Origin of the sequence: Bernardetia aquimarina (genome assembly GCF_042180575.1) — a bacterium.
Lineage (GTDB): Bacteria > Bacteroidota > Bacteroidia > Cytophagales > Bernardetiaceae > Bernardetia.
On the sequence record NZ_CP170094.1, the window covers coordinates 4,382,292 to 4,397,122 of the forward strand.

Sequence of the window (14,831 nt, forward strand, 5' to 3'; positions counted from 1 at the left end):
TCTTTACATTAAAAATATAAGCCATTAAAGCTATTAAATATGGAAATTCTTATTAAAAATTTAGGTTCTATAAAGAACAATAAACAGACGATTGATTTAAGTAAAAAATTATATGTTTTTGTAGGAGATAATAATAGTGGAAAAACGTATGTTTCACAACTTATTTGGACATTATATAATTACCAAATACAAGAGAGGTTTTCTCGGCAAACTGACATAGATTTTGATTTTGAAGTAGATAGCTTTGAAATAACGAAGGAACTTGTAGATGAGGTTTTAAATAAATATTTGGTTTTTATAGAGAAAGAATTGGCAACAACATATAATATAGAAAATACCCCTTACAAAAATACTATTCTAAGCAATTTTCAATTAGAGTTTGTATATGATATAAATGAAGTAATAGAAGAAGGTTTTGAAGCTACCTTAGACATTAGCGAAAAAGAGGTTGGAAGTGCAAGTGTCTTTAAATTTCATAAGAAGGAAAACTCTTCACAAATATCAATTACTAATATTGATATTGATAAATTACCTTTTGATTTGCCGAAAAACTCGTTAAGTAAAAGTGAAATGAAAAAATACACTTTCTTATCATCAATCATTAAAACTCTTTTAGATGATACAAATACATTATTTTTACCAGCTAATCGTTCTTTTTACGCTACATTTTATCCATATATTTATGAAATAGAAAGAGAAAAAAGAGAGAAAGAGATAGCAGAATTAAGAGGTTTATTGGATAAAAAAGGTAATAGTTTAGATTTAGCAAATTTCAATTTTTTTAAAAGACCTTATACTGCCCCTGTCAATGATTTATTTGAAAAATTATATGATTTTAATAAAAATGCGAAAGAAACAGAAAACTACCCTAGTTTAGTAAACAGAATTTCTGAACTTATGGGAGGTGATATTTCTATGAATAGTTTAGAGGGAGTTTCAATGATTGATTTCGCTCTCAAAATAAAAGATACAGATAAAAGTTTGCCTATGTATTTGTCTTCATCATCTGTCAATCAACTAACACTTATTTATTTATATTTGAAGTATTGGGCAGATAAAGAAGATAATTTTCTTTTGATAGACGAACCAGAAGAAAATCTAAATCCTAAAAATCAAATCAAATTACTTGAAATATTGATTGATTTTGCAAACGAAAGTAATAATAAAGTACTCATAACTACGCATAGCCCCATAATTGCAGAATCTATAAATAATTATTCCTATTTAGATATTTTAAAGAACGAACTAAAGTTAGATGTTAAAGAGATAATTAAGGAAAATAAATTAAAACATATAAACAGTAATACATCTATCGCTAAAGAAGATGTAGGAGTATATTTTTTTGATGGAAAAAAAATTATACATTATGATGATAATGAGTATGGTATTTCTTTTGATAATTTTAGAGAAATCGAAACATCAATGGAAAACAATAGCAAAATACTGACAGACTATATTTACTTACAAAAACAAGAAACTACAGAGAGTAATGGCTAAAAAATATTTATTACACAATGTAGCTGGGAAGAATAGTTTTATTATTCGTAATGAGTTTCAAAAGTTTTTGACTCGCTCAAAATTTATTGAAGATATATATGGAGACGATGAAACAGTAGTTGAGGAAATTAAGGATGACGGCGAAATTGTACAAAAACTTAAAATTGATTTATCTCTTAGCACAAATATAAAAGCTATTTGGAGAGTAAATTTAGAACAAGAAATTGATGGAATATCAACTAAAAATTATTTTAGAACTCCTGAAATTGCTCTGTTGATTCTTACTCATCAAGAAGGACATAGTACTTCCATATTACATGTGGTATTTATTGAGTTGAAGAAATCTTTACAAGATAGTAAAGAAGAAGGACGGACATATAAACAAAGTACATTAAAAAGTTGTGAAGAAAAGTTTACTGCTGCTATGAATAGAATGTATATGTTATTGTCATTAAATGAACATAATAATGACCCAAATTATAGTGTCAGTATAATATTAAATTTTAAAGGAGTGATTTGTTATATAAATGATAATACAACTAGAAATGACAATACTCAACTATATCCTATTCTGAGATTAACTGCTAGAAATAATATTATAGATTGTAAAACTATTTTTGGAGATAATGATAAGATGAAAGTAGCTTTTTACAATGATACAGATATTATTTCATTAGATAGATTACTTAATATTTGAGCAAATAAATATTGATTTCAACAAACTCAAAAACTCCCCTATCGCAAAACTTCTACAAAAATTAAACTTTAACATTCTCTAAATTCAGTTTCAGTCAATCTAAATTGATAAAAACTCTTATTTTTCCTTATTTTTGTAGTTATGAATAAAACGATAATGACTCTTTTCCTCCTTATATTTATAAGTTTAGGAATTTATACACAGGCAGTTGCTCAAATTTTGGTTTTTCCAACTCAAAACCACAAACAAATTAATTCAGAGCAATTAAAAAATAGCAAAACAGACAACTCTAATTCTGTTAGATTAAACAAAATTCAAAAAATAGATAGTATTGCAGTAGATACAATCGTTCTGACTTTGCCGTTTTTTGAAGATTTTTCTACTACACCTATTGGTGCGCCCGATACTACCAAATGGATAAAAGGAAGTGGTGTTTTTGTTAATAATGGAATTCCTCTCAATCCTCCTACAAAAAATGTAGCGACTTTTGACGGTGTGGCTGCCAATGGAAGACCTTACGACCAACTTTTTCCTACTCGCCAAGGTTTGGGAGATACACTTACTTCTCAACGAATAGATTTGACAGGAACAGATGCAGGCGATGGATTGTATTTTTCTTTTATGCTACAGGCTCGTGGAAATGGAGAAACGCCTGATACAACTGATTTTCTGAAAGTAGAGTTTTTGGATAATGAAGGGAATTGGGAGCAAAAGTGGGAAAAGCGAGGAGGCAGAATTGATACAAAAGGTTTCGAACATGTCATTTTGAAAATCCAAGAAGAAAAATTTTTGCACGATAGTTTGCAGTTTCGTTTTATGTCTTTCAATCGTCTTTCGGGAGCTTTTGATGTTTGGAATGTAGATTATATTTATTTCAATACAAGTAGAATCCCAACAGACACTGTTTTTCTTGATGTTGCGACAAGCAAAACACCTTCACATTTTATCAAACCTTATTCTGCTGTTCCTTATGAACATTTTTGGAATGATACTACTCAATTTTTGACGGATTCTATTTTTTCATCGGTTAATAATTTAGATGAAACTTTCAATGTCATTTCGTATTTGTGTGAAGTTAGAAATGAAGAAACTCAACAAATTTTGGGGTACTGGTATGGATTGGATTCCGATAATGCTTCTTCGTCTGATTTGGTAGAAGGATTTGAACGAAACAAAGAAATTGTAGCGATTCCGAATGCTAGTATTTTGCCACAAGGACAAGATTCTATGACAATTACACATCAGTTTCAAGTAAATACTAGAGAACCTGATGATAATTTTGGAGGAGTTTATACACGAGATAACGATACGATTAGTCAGACTTCTGTTTTCAAGGATTTTTATGCGTATGATGACGGAACAGCAGAATATGCAGCAGGAATTAATCAGCGTTTCGGACAACTTGCCTATCAATATTATATTTCGCAGCCTGATAAACTGACCCATATTGATATTTATTTTTCAAGAATTGGAGCAAGTGTAGAAAATCAGACCTTTAATCTAAAAGTTTGGCAAAAGATTGATTTATCAAAAACAGATATTGAAGATTCGGTTATGCTTACTCAGAATTCTATTTTGAAATATTCTGATGGAATAAATCAGTTTAGAAGAATTAAGCTTTCTCGTTCGCTTGATGTTTCAGATACGATTTATATTGGCATTCAGCAGTTGGGAGATAATATGTTGCCGATTGGTCTTGATGTTCAGACAGATTCGAAAAGTAAAATGTTTTTTAATGTTCGTAATTATTGGGAACAAAATGAGTTTGTTGATGGAAGTTTGATGTTGCGTCCTGTTTTTGCAAAAGATGATATTGTTACAGGAATTGATGATATAACCGAAGAAAATCAGTTTGAGATGTGGCAACAAAATTTGGTTTTATATCCAAATCCAGCACAAGACAAAATTCGTTTTACAACAAAAGTAGAAAATGTACAGATTATAGATTTGACAGGAAAAGTTTTGGAAGAGTATAAACTCAATCCGTATTCTTCTTTTGAAACAGACAAAGAAATTATTTTACCTTCCTTTATGAAAAATGGAATGTATTTGGTAAGATGTCAGTATAAAAACTTTATGACAGTTAAGAAATTGGTTATTCAGAAGTAATTTGAACTTGATTATCTTGATTTTCGTATAATTAAAAAAGAATTGAGATTAAAATTATAAAACTATGATTGATTACAAAAAATATATAACTATAAATCCAAATCAACGTTTTGGGAAGCCGTGCATTATCGGAACTCGTATTTCAGTATATGATGTTCTGAATTGGTTTGCAAATGGAATGAGTGAAGAAGAAATTATAGAGGATTTCCCAGAACTTTCTACTGCTCAAATTAGAGCTTGTTTGGCTTTTGCAGCAGATAAAAATCATAAAATCAGAATTGCTTCTTAGAAATTGAGTAAAGAAAATAATTTATTGAATAGCAAAGCGACACAAAATAGTGTCGCTTTTTTTTATTTATATGTTTTAACTTTTTTTAGTAAATAAAAAATAAAGATTTTCTAATACTCTGTTAATAATAATAATCAGTATATAATTCTGTATTTATTTATTTTTCAAAATATAATTCTGATTTTAAGTAGGGGTTGCAAACTCTTATTTTGTTATGATTTATTAGGATTTATTTTTTTTGATAGTATTACTTTTAACTTAAAATTATGAAATGTCAGAATTAAAATATTTTGTCTTGTTAATTAGCAGAATAAAATTTTGATTTTTATATTAAAATATGTTTTTTGTTTGGGTTGCACGTTTTTTAGTTAAAAGTGATTTTCAGAAATACAATTTTCAAACCTGTAACCTATACTGAAAGAAGCCGTTAGGTACAGTAACAACAACGAAAAATAAGGAAACAAAAAACGAAACTATTTTAGTTGTCTTTGTAATACATATTTAAAACTTATTTTATTACAAAATAATTATTCTTTAGTTACACCAAAATACAAATCACAATTAACTATGAACATCTCAAAATTAATCTTCGCAGTCGTTTTTACACTTACTTTTTCATTCAATTCTTTTGCTACTAATACATCAACAACAGATATAACAGACAAAGTAAAAAACGAATTTACAGCTACTTTTTCACCAAAGACAGATAATAAAGCAACAGCAAGCATCACAAATAATAAAGGAACTGTTGTCGTAACACTTACCAACGAACAGGGAAATATTTTACAGGAAAGAACAATTACATCGAAAAATATAAAATATACAATCAGTCTTGAAAATCTACCAAAAGGAACTTACTTTTTGCAAGTAATAGGAGAAGATAAGGCAACTTATGAAACCTATCAAGTAAAGTAAGTATCAATTACGAATTACGAATGTAAATTGCTGAATACAAGTAATTTATGTTTGAAGTAATTCATTTTAGTAAATTTCTTTTGCTAAGTAAGGTTCTATCTCTTCATAAATTCAGAAAAGCAGCTTCATTTGGAGTTGCTTTTTTTTGTCTATAATTTACTGTGCAAAACTGCGTTTATGAGTTGAATCCAAGTTTTTAGAACATCACTAAAAATTAAATCCTATGAAAACTACTTTATTTGTACTATTATTTTTCATTTGTCAAAGTATCAGTTTTTCTCAAACTCTAAACAAAGAAGAGGTTTTGAAAACAGATACTTTTTTTGTGTGGGAAGTTTTGGATTTGCAGCAAGTAGAAAATACAGGGTTTATGTATCAAGATTGTAATTTTATAAATCTACTTTTAGAAAGTGTACGGCTAGGAATTATACGACCTTATACAAATGATGATTTACAGATGAGGTTAGCTCAACAAGTCTTTGAATATAGAGTAAATAAAAATAACATTTTTAACAAGATAATTTTGAAAAGCAAAGTGAATTATCAAGTTGATGAAATTTTTTCTCACGAAGTAATTGCAATTAGTATTTATTCTGAAAAAGGACAGTTGATTTGTGCCTTTAGTTATCAAGAGTTAGTACAAAATTTACTGTCAGAAAACTCAGAAGCGATGATTTGTTTGGGAGATGGCTTGAAAATTCCTTTGATAGAAGTTTTTGAAAATCAATCTTTCAAGACAGAGTTTTTGAAAAAAGTAAAAATTAAGTAGGAAATACATTTTAACCACAGAGGTTGAAGAGGAAATACAAGAGAATGAATTTTTTTCCATTTCCCAATTCCCAATTTTTATTTCCTTAGGTAACTTGCCAGTTTTTGTTTGAATGCTTCTTTATTGAATGGTTTGGCGATGTAGTCGTTCATTCCTGCTGCAATACATTTTTCGGCTTCTCCTTTTAGTGCAGAGGCTGTCATGGCGATGATTGTTAGGTCTTTTGAAATGGTTTCTCTTATGATTTTTGTGGCTTGGTAGCCGTCCATTTCTGGCATGTGAACATCCATTAAGACCAAATTAAACTCTTCTTGTTGTAGTTTTTCGACAGCTTCTTTTCCATTGAAAGCTACATGAATATCATAATTCCAATTTTTGAGCATGGTTACTACTAAAAGCTGATTTATTTCGTTGTCTTCTGCAAGCAAAATCTTATTTGTAATTGGTTTGGGAGTTGCAATACTTGTACTATCTATATTATCTTTTTGAGCAAGGTTTTCAGAATTGATTGCATTGCGAAGAAAATCAGGAATTTGATTGGTTCTGTCTCGTTGTACAATGGGTTCACTTACTTCTGTATATTTTTTGTATCGAAGCTGGAAGGCAAATGTAGAGCCTTGTCCTACTTTACTTTTTGCATAAATTTCTCCTCCTTGAAGTTCTACTAATTGTTTACAGATGGCAAGTCCTAGTCCTGTTCCTCCATATTTGCGTGTTGTGTCGCTACTTGCTTGTGTAAACATCGTAAAAATATCATCTATTTTTTCTTCTGAAATTCCGATTCCTGTATCACTTACATAAAAATGAAGGGTTACAAAATTTTTGTCTTCATCTACTAAATTAGCACCAATTACAATTTCTCCTTTGTGTGTAAATTTTACAGCATTTCCCAAAAGATTGAGTAAAACTTGTCGTAAACGTACTTCATCACCCACAAAACGAGCAGGAATATCTCGGCTGATATTACTTTTTAGAGTTACTTTTTTGGTATCTGCTTTTACTTTTATGCTACTTATCAATCCTTCTACGATGGGATAAAAATCAATAGGGCTTTCCTCAAAAGAAATTTTTCCAGATTCAATTTTTGATAAATCCAAAATATCATTAATAATAACAAGTAAATGGTCAGCCGAAGATTTAATTGCATTTACGTACTTCAACTGAACATTATTGAGTGAAGTATCTAATAAAAGCTCTGACATTCCATAGACTCCATTCATAGGCGTTCGGATTTCGTGGCTCATATTTGCCAAAAACTGCTCTTTTGCCTTTGCTGATTGTTCGGCTTGTTCTTTTGCCAAAACTAAAGCTAAATTTTGCTGTTCGATTTGAGCAAGCATATCATCAAAACTTTCTGTCAGTGTTCCGATTTCGTCCCTTCTATCTCCTCTACTTATCCGTGTTGAATATACTTTTTCTTGTGCAATTTGTTTGGTTTGGGCTGTCAGTTCCAAAATAGGTTTCGACACAAGTCTTTGCAGGCGAATAGCAATAAAATAAGTCAGTAAAGAAACAGTCAGTAAAATAAGCCCTGTAATGAGTGCATAACGTTGAAGACGGTCATAAAAACGGTCAAGATTAGATAAAAGATAAACTGTAGGATAAGTTGGGGGGCGATTATCTATCGAAAGTCCTGTTGTATTATCACTATTAAAACTGGCTAATTCTACTTCTCTTCGATGATGAACTGACATTTGATTATTCAATAAATCAAATTCTAAATGAGGAGGCTCTTCATATTTAGGACTTTTGGGCATTCCCAAACGCTCGTATTTTGCAAAAGGTCTGCCGAGTGTATCATATACTTGTGCAGCCAAAATATTAGGGTCAGAAGCAAACAAATCTTTCAACTGATTCTCGGTAGCTGAAGGGTCTGCAAAACTAACCGAAATATAAGCATCCCTAGAGATAATTTGTGCTCTATCACGCAAACCAGTTTCTAATTCTGTTCTATAATCAATCAAATCATAAATAATAAATGCTGTAAAAGCAGTTATTAAGGCAATAATAGTCGCTATCATAATCGAACCGACTACTTTTGTCTTTATAGAAACATGATTGAGAAACTTAAACATAAACAACAATTACGGATTACGGATTAAAAATTACGATTATTTCTAATCTTAATTAAAAAGTTAAAGAGTACCATAAATTCAATTATAGAAATAAACTAGCTGCAATAGTTTTGCCTTAAAATCAAAAGTAAAACAAAATTAGATTTAATACTATACTAATTTAGATAAAACCTAACTTTGTGTCGATTGAAAGATTTTGACTTGATAAATCAAGTGGTTACATAACTAACATGCAGCCATTTGATTTATCAAATTAAACACTTCAAATTAATTTGTAACAGCACTCAATTCTTTAGAATAATAATAAAGCGTACTACAATTTTCTTTTCTCAATATTTTTTTAGCAGTAGTCATCAATTCTTCTTTTGTTACTTTTGCCATATCGTCGGCAATCGTATTTACCATATTTACATCTCCCAAAATAGCATAATAGGCAATATTCATAGCACGATTTAGTACTTCCACTTCTGAAAAAATATGTGAGGCTTCTGCTTGATTTTTTACTTTTGTAAGCTCATCATCAGAAATTCCATTTTCTAAAAAGTCATCAATAATGCTTTGAATGGCTTCTTCTCCTTGTTCTAGTGTGTAAGCAGGGTTTAGTTTTCCCGAAATAACAAGCAAACCTTCATCTACCGAACCCATAATATATGCACCAACAGAATTAAATATTTCTTTTTCTTTGATAAGTTCTTGATACAAACGAGCCGATTTATCTCTTCCCAAAACATCACTTACAAGGTCAGTTGCATAATAATCAGCAGCTTTTCGATTTCCCATTCGGTAGGCTTTATAAATGGCATTTAGAGGAACTTTTGCTTCTACTTTTTTGTGTCTTGCTTCGGTTTGTGGTGGTTCTTTTTCAAGGTTACGCATTGGTCGGTTTCCTTTTGGAATATCTCCAAACCACTTTTTTGCCATTTTCTCCACGTCGTCTTTTTCTACATTTCCTGCTACTACCAAAACGGCATTATCTGGTCTGTAATGTTTGAAGAAAAAAGCCTTTACTTCTTCTAAGGTTGCATCTTCAATATGACTAATTTCTTTGCCTATTGTAGCCCAATTATAAGAGTGTTTTTGATAAACTAAAGGACGTAAATGCAGCCAAATATCGCCATAAGGCTGATTCAAATAACGCTGTTTGAACTCTTCAATAACTACTTTTCTCTGAACTTCCAACGAATTGTCATTAATAGAAAGCGACAACATTCTATCAGCTTCTAACCACAAGGCAGTCTCAACATTTGGCGCAGGAACAATAGTGTAATAATTCGTTACATCAGGCGAAGTATAAGCATTATTCGAACCTCCAACTTGCTGTACAATCGTATCAAAATTGGGAATATTTGCAGAGCCACTAAACATTAAATGTTCGAATAAATGTGCAAAACCTGTACGATTAGGTGATTCATCTCTAGAACCAACATCGTACATAATATTTACCGTAGCAATCGAAACTGTTTTGTCTTGGTGAACAAAAACACGTAAGCCATTATCAAGTGTGAAATGTGAAAAGTCTATCATATAGTTAGTGATGAATGATTAGTTTTTAGTGATTAATTGTATTGAGGTCTAATTAGGCTCGTGTTTTAAAAATTTCTCAAAATCGTTTTGTAGCTCATCTGTCATGAAGTTTTTAAATTCTATGTTTTCATCAACTTCTTTCAAAATTTCTATCAACGAATTGATTTTTCCTTCATTGGTAAACATTTTATTGACAATAATAATAGGAGTTCCTTTTACTAAACAAGCACCCGAACGAAAATTACCTTTTTCATAACGAACTTTATAACCTCCCAACTCAAAAATATTTTCTAATTTATCTAATGTTTCCTTTGTGTATCGCATAAAATTTTATTAAGTATAACAGACTTCCTAGTCTGTTTAGAAGTGTGCATTTTGTTCTGAAACAGACTGGGAAGTCTGTTATACATATTCAAAATACAAAAAAATATTGTTCAAAAACAAGTCAGAAATAAGTGATGAGCTTATCGTTTATTAAATCTGATAACTTTACTTTGTAGAAATGGTTAGAATTGTATCAAAAATTAACCATAAACCTTTCCTTTTTCGCTCTGAAGAGTGAGCCATATTATGAAAAACACTTTTTTAACTTCATTTTTAATCCTTTCTCTTCTTACCATCACTTTCATGTTTTCAAACTGTGCTTCCAAAAAATATGAAAATGTAGCTTATTTAGATAAAGCTGTTTCGGAAAAAACAGTCAAAGAGCCTTTACCAACATTAAATATTTTTTCGCCTAAAAAACTCAAAAAGAATCTCAAAAAATTTAATTCAAAAAATGAAAAATTACCTGTTTTGGTTTTTGTACATGGTGGAAATTGGAATAGTGGAGATAAAGAAACTTATAATTTTTTTGGTAGAAATTTCGCCAAAAAAGGAATTGTAACTGTTGTAGTTGGTTATACATTAAGCCCAAAGGCAAACTATGACGATATGGCAAAACAAATTGCAGCAGCTATAAATTGGACAAAAGAAAACATTGCAGAATACAATGGAAACCCAGATAAAATCTTTCTGACAGGACATTCAGCAGGAGGGCATTTGATTGCTCTTTCTACCATGAATCCAAAATATGAAGTAAAAGATAATACTATTTCGGGGCTGATTTTGAATGATGCAGCAGGATTAGATATGTACAATTATCTCCAAAAAGACCCACCAACAAGCAATAGTAACTACGATACAACTTGGACAAAAGACCCAGAAACATGGAAAAAAGCATCGCCCATTTATTATATTGATGAACAAACGTCACCGATTATGCTTTATTTGGGAAAGAAAACCTACGAATCTATCAAAGTTTCAAATAGAGATTTTGTAGATTCTTTGCATCAATTTCAGCCGAATGTAGAACCGATTTTACTTAATAAATCGCACATTCCGATGATGGTTCAATATTTCTTTCCTTGGAATAATCGTTATGATGAAATAATTAAATTTATAAAGGAGAATTAGAATAAAAAATATTTCTATTCAAAATGAAAGAAGAATTATATAATCACTTCAATAAATTTATTAGTGTAGATAAAAAAGAAATGCCTAAAATCCTTTCTTATTTTGAATATAAAACCCTAAAAAAGAAAGAAATTTTATTGGAAATTGGTGAAAAATGTACTTCAAATTATTTTATTGCTAAAGGTTGTATTCACATGTTTTTTGTGAACGAAAAAGGTACAGAACAAACTATTCAGTTTGCTATCGAAAACTGGTGGCTTACTGATTATTTGGCTTTTGAGCAGCAAAGCACTACTGATTTTTGTATTCAAGCCGTCGAAAATGCTGAAGTATTGGCTATTGATTATCAAAATCAACAAGAATTATTTGTAGCTTTTCCCAAACTAGAAACTTATTTTCGAATGGTTTATCAAAAATCTTATGGTGCTTCTTTAATGAGAGTAAAATACATGTTTGATTATTCAAAAGAAGAAATTTTCTTTGAATTTAGAAGGCAGTTTCCTGATTTTGTAAAACGAGTGCCACAGTATTTATTGGCTACTTATCTAGGCTTAACACCCGAATATTTGAGTCAGTTGAGAAATAAAAGGACATAGAAAGAGAATACAGAAATAGCAATTATTTTTCTTAAACCAGTTTAAGTTTTTTGTAAGAGAAAGCAAGTAGCTTTGTGAAAAATCTCAATTACATTAAATTATTAAACAATGAAATTACTCACTATTTTATTTGCAACTTTTATTTTATTTAGTTGTACTTCTAAAAATACTCAAAAAAATAATTTTACCCAAGCAGAATTAGATTCTATAAGATTGGATTCTTTGGCAAGTTGTAGTCCAAATGCTAAAAACAAGAATACTCAAAATGAATCTTCTTCATTAGATGAAAGTTCTAAAAATTCATTAGCTCAAAATCTAAAATCATTAAATCCTGACTTGCCTATTATTGGTTTGTTGATGTACGATGATGTTTTGACTACTGAACTGACTGCACCAATGGACGTTTTTACAAAACAAAGTGAAGATGGAAAACAGCTTTTTAATGTCATTACCATTGCTGAAAAATATGAAGTCATTACAAGTGAAGAAGGACTGAAAATATTTCCTGATTATATTTTAGAGAATGCTCCAAAATTAGATATTCTGATCGTGCCAAGTGCTTATGATATGAGTTTGCAAGTCAAGAATAAAAATTTGGTAGAATTTATAAAAAATCAAAATCAAAATACAGATTATACAGTCAGTAACTGTGCTGGTGCGACTTTGATTGGAGAATCAGGAATAGCAGACGGCAAAAAAATTGTTACTTGGATTGGTGGAGGTAAAGATTTACAGAAAAATTATCCTAATCTGAAAGTACAAGATGATGGAAAAGTGAGTTACATAGAAGACGGAAAATTTTTGTCTTCAAATGGAAATTTGGCTTCTTATATTTCTTCTTTAGAACTTTTGGAGAAACTAAGCAGCAAAGAACATAGAAAATTTGTAGAATCGTATCTTTATTTGGATAGACTTCAAGATTGGAAAAAATAATTTCAAAACCCTAAGGGACTATGAAGACCCTTAGGGTTTAAATGCTTACTTCAAAATAATTTCCACCAATTTATCATAATTATTCTCAATAGAAAGTTTCTTTGCCTTCGACAAATCTACCTTTTCAGATTCATAATTTGGAATGGCTTTTTGTATAATTTCTGAGAATTTTTGTGGGTGGGCTGTTTCTAAAAACAAACCAATTTCATTTTCTTTCAAGCTATTATGCAAAGCTAATTTTCCGACTGCGCCATGTGGGTCTAAAAGGTAATTATTTTTCTCAAAACAATCCGAAATCTCTTTTATAGTAGAGTTATCATCAACCGTAAAAGCTGAAATATCTTTTTTAGTGGCTTCTAAATCGCCTTTGTATAAATATTCTATTCGTTCAAAATTACTTGGATTGCCTACGTCCATTGCATTTGAATAGGTTAAAACTGATGACTTTTGTTCATACTTTCCTGTTTGGAGATAATTATAAAATGTATCGTTTACGTTGTGTGCAGCTATAAAACGCTCAATCGGCAAACCTATTTTTTTTGCGATTAGTCCTGCCGAAATATTTCCTAAATTTCCAGAAGGAACAGAAACAACTAGCTTTTTATCTCCTAAATTATCTTGTTTTTTTAATTGTTTGTACGCCAAAAAGTAATACAACATTTGAGGCAAAAGACGAGCTACATTGATAGAATTTGCACTACTTAGCGTTACTTTTTCTCTCAATTCTGTATCATTAAAGGCTTCTTTTACCAATTTTTGGCAATCATCAAAAGTTCCTTCTACTTCTATGGCTTGAATATTTTTGCCTAAAGTAGTCATTTGAAATTCTTGATACGGACTTACTTTTCCTTTTGGAAACAAAATCTTTACATCAATTCCTTTTACATCAAAAAAACCATTTGCGACTGCGCTTCCTGTATCGCCAGAAGTAGCAACTAGAATAATTACATTCTGATTATTAGTAGTATCTTCTCTATCATTTTTACTATAAAAATGCGACAAACACCTAGACATAAAACGTGCGCCAACATCTTTAAAAGCCTGTGTATTGCCGTGATAAAGCTCTAACGAAAAAATGTTATTTTCTACCTTCACAACAGGAATAGGAAAATTGAGAGTTTCTGCAATGACTTGTTTTAACTGCTCATCATTTAAAGAATCTTTTACAAAAGGCTTCAAAACCTCAAATGCAATTTGATGGTCTTCTAAATTTTCGATATTCTCAAAAAAAGAAGTCGGTAAAGAAGGAATAGTTTCAGGAAAATAAAGACCACTATTTTTTGTAAGTCCATTGATGACAGCTTCTTTGAAAGAAACTTTTTCCTCATTGTTTGTTCCGTTTTTTCTTGTGCTAAGGTAATTCACTAGATTTGCGTTTTAGAGATGATATACTTTTTGACAAATTTACTATGAAAAATTGTTTTTTAATCATAAATCGAAAAAAATGGGCTACACAAAAGAGATAAACTGCTACAAAAAACAAGAGTTTTTGGATTTTAATGCTCTTGATTTGATTGAATTATTGCAATCAACTTCTTGGATAATTCAACTATTTCTTATAGATAAAGGAAATGATTTTGATTGGATTAGCTTAGAAGATAATCAAGAAGGCAGAGAAGAATACACAAATATTTTAAGATATAAAATCGAACATAACGAATATATAGGTTTTTCAATCTTCAATAAACAGATAGAAAAAGGTGTAACTATTAATATGGATAACAATTCAATTTGTTTTGATTTAGATATTGGAAGAGAGGAAAATGAATCTGAATGGTTTGAATGGTATCATCAAAATCTAATTGCTCCAATAGAAAAACAAAAATCAGTTTTCTCTAAAATAGAATGGGAAACTGGTTATGAACGTAAAGTATTGAAAACCTTTGAAATTTGAGGAGTTGGGATGCTTGGGCAGTCTGATAAATTGAATATAGAAAACAACTATTTTTTTTGCAAAACTTCTATAACCAAA

General features: G+C 30.2%; 14 protein-coding genes. 10 read left to right on the plus strand and 4 right to left on the minus strand.

The features are described from left to right. Positions 1-39 precede the first annotated feature (39 nt). From ACE193_RS18770 to ACE193_RS18795, 6 genes are all read left to right on the plus strand, one after another. Positions 40-1,497 (plus strand): AAA family ATPase, encoded by a 1,458-nt coding sequence (locus ACE193_RS18770; protein ID WP_375559753.1) that lies wholly within the window; start codon positions 40-42, stop codon positions 1,495-1,497. Further along, positions 1,490-2,194 carry a hypothetical protein gene (locus ACE193_RS18775; RefSeq protein WP_375559754.1) on the plus strand — a complete coding sequence of 235 codons (705 nt, stop codon included), beginning with the start codon at positions 1,490-1,492 and terminating at the stop codon, positions 2,192-2,194. Before ACE193_RS18770 ends, ACE193_RS18775 begins: the two co-directional genes overlap by 8 nt. Positions 2,195-2,335: 141 nt before the next feature. Further along, positions 2,336-4,303 carry a T9SS type A sorting domain-containing protein gene (locus tag ACE193_RS18780; RefSeq protein ID WP_375559755.1) on the plus strand — a complete coding sequence of 656 codons (1,968 nt, stop codon included), beginning with the start codon at positions 2,336-2,338 and terminating at the stop codon, positions 4,301-4,303. A 64-nt stretch (positions 4,304-4,367) separates the two neighbouring features. Next, positions 4,368-4,592, plus strand: coding sequence for a DUF433 domain-containing protein (locus ACE193_RS18785; protein WP_375559756.1), 225 nt, complete (start codon positions 4,368-4,370; stop codon positions 4,590-4,592). Between the two features lie 567 nt (positions 4,593-5,159). Further along, on the plus strand, positions 5,160-5,507 hold the full coding sequence (locus ACE193_RS18790; RefSeq protein WP_375559757.1) for a DUF3244 domain-containing protein: 348 nt from the start codon (positions 5,160-5,162) through the stop codon (positions 5,505-5,507). Positions 5,508-5,730: 223 nt separating this feature from the next. Further along, positions 5,731-6,276 carry a hypothetical protein gene (locus ACE193_RS18795; protein WP_375559758.1) on the plus strand — a complete coding sequence of 182 codons (546 nt, stop codon included), beginning with the start codon at positions 5,731-5,733 and terminating at the stop codon, positions 6,274-6,276. A gap of 77 nt (positions 6,277-6,353) precedes the next feature. Here ACE193_RS18795 and ACE193_RS18800 read toward each other — a convergent pair whose 3' ends face one another. The 3 genes from ACE193_RS18800 to ACE193_RS18810 form a co-directional block, all read right to left on the minus strand. Beyond that, positions 6,354-8,351, minus strand: coding sequence for an ATP-binding protein (locus tag ACE193_RS18800; protein WP_375559759.1), 1,998 nt, complete (start codon positions 8,349-8,351; stop codon positions 6,354-6,356). Positions 8,352-8,618: 267 nt separating this feature from the next. Continuing rightward, positions 8,619-9,875, minus strand: coding sequence for a M16 family metallopeptidase (locus ACE193_RS18805; protein WP_375559760.1), 1,257 nt, complete (start codon positions 9,873-9,875; stop codon positions 8,619-8,621). Positions 9,876-9,923: 48 nt separating this feature from the next. After that, positions 9,924-10,199, minus strand: coding sequence for a hypothetical protein (locus ACE193_RS18810; RefSeq protein ID WP_375559761.1), 276 nt, complete (start codon positions 10,197-10,199; stop codon positions 9,924-9,926). Between the two features lie 246 nt (positions 10,200-10,445). Between ACE193_RS18810 and ACE193_RS18815 the strand changes: the two genes are divergently transcribed. The 3 genes from ACE193_RS18815 (at position 10,446) to ACE193_RS18825 (ending at position 12,859) form a co-directional block, all read left to right on the plus strand. Continuing rightward, a complete protein-coding gene (locus ACE193_RS18815) occupies positions 10,446-11,330 on the plus strand; it encodes an alpha/beta hydrolase (protein WP_375559762.1) in 885 nt (294 codons plus the stop codon). Between the two features lie 23 nt (positions 11,331-11,353). Then, complete coding sequence (locus ACE193_RS18820; protein ID WP_375559763.1) at positions 11,354-11,926, plus strand: Crp/Fnr family transcriptional regulator; 573 nt, start codon at positions 11,354-11,356, stop codon at positions 11,924-11,926. A 108-nt stretch (positions 11,927-12,034) separates the two neighbouring features. Further along, the gene (locus tag ACE193_RS18825; protein ID WP_375559764.1) at positions 12,035-12,859 is read left to right on the plus strand and encodes a DJ-1/PfpI family protein; all 825 of its coding nucleotides are present in this window, start codon (positions 12,035-12,037) and stop codon (positions 12,857-12,859) included. A gap of 45 nt (positions 12,860-12,904) precedes the next feature. Here the strand turns inward: ACE193_RS18825 and thrC are convergent, their stop codons facing one another. Continuing rightward, positions 12,905-14,224 (minus strand): threonine synthase, encoded by a 1,320-nt coding sequence (gene thrC, locus ACE193_RS18830; RefSeq protein ID WP_375559765.1) that lies wholly within the window; start codon positions 14,222-14,224, stop codon positions 12,905-12,907. A gap of 79 nt (positions 14,225-14,303) precedes the next feature. Here thrC and ACE193_RS18835 point away from each other — a divergent pair, with 79 nt between their 5' ends. Then, complete coding sequence (locus ACE193_RS18835; protein ID WP_375559766.1) at positions 14,304-14,753, plus strand: hypothetical protein; 450 nt, start codon at positions 14,304-14,306, stop codon at positions 14,751-14,753. Positions 14,754-14,831 lie beyond the last annotated feature (78 nt).

Bases quoted from the DNA above. Each gene is read 5' to 3' on its own strand.
- ACE193_RS18815 (WP_375559762.1), top strand. From the start codon at position 10,446: ATGAAAAACACTTTTTTAACTTCATTTTTAATCCTTTCTCTTCTTACC.
- ACE193_RS18790 (WP_375559757.1), top strand. From the start codon at position 5,160: ATGAACATCTCAAAATTAATCTTCGCAGTCGTTTTTACACTTACTTTT.
- ACE193_RS18775 (WP_375559754.1), top strand. From the start codon at position 1,490: ATGGCTAAAAAATATTTATTACACAATGTAGCTGGGAAGAATAGTTTT.
- ACE193_RS18785 (WP_375559756.1), top strand. From the start codon at position 4,368: ATGATTGATTACAAAAAATATATAACTATAAATCCAAATCAACGTTTT.
- ACE193_RS18780 (WP_375559755.1), top strand. From the start codon at position 2,336: ATGAATAAAACGATAATGACTCTTTTCCTCCTTATATTTATAAGTTTA.
- ACE193_RS18810 (WP_375559761.1), bottom strand. From the start codon at position 10,199: ATGCGATACACAAAGGAAACATTAGATAAATTAGAAAATATTTTTGAG.
- ACE193_RS18805 (WP_375559760.1), bottom strand. From the start codon at position 9,875: ATGATAGACTTTTCACATTTCACACTTGATAATGGCTTACGTGTTTTT.
- ACE193_RS18825 (WP_375559764.1), top strand. From the start codon at position 12,035: ATGAAATTACTCACTATTTTATTTGCAACTTTTATTTTATTTAGTTGT.
- ACE193_RS18835 (WP_375559766.1), top strand. From the start codon at position 14,304: ATGGGCTACACAAAAGAGATAAACTGCTACAAAAAACAAGAGTTTTTG.
- ACE193_RS18770 (WP_375559753.1), top strand. From the start codon at position 40: ATGGAAATTCTTATTAAAAATTTAGGTTCTATAAAGAACAATAAACAG.
- ACE193_RS18800 (WP_375559759.1), bottom strand. From the start codon at position 8,351: ATGTTTAAGTTTCTCAATCATGTTTCTATAAAGACAAAAGTAGTCGGT.
- ACE193_RS18795 (WP_375559758.1), top strand. From the start codon at position 5,731: ATGAAAACTACTTTATTTGTACTATTATTTTTCATTTGTCAAAGTATC.
- ACE193_RS18820 (WP_375559763.1), top strand. From the start codon at position 11,354: ATGAAAGAAGAATTATATAATCACTTCAATAAATTTATTAGTGTAGAT.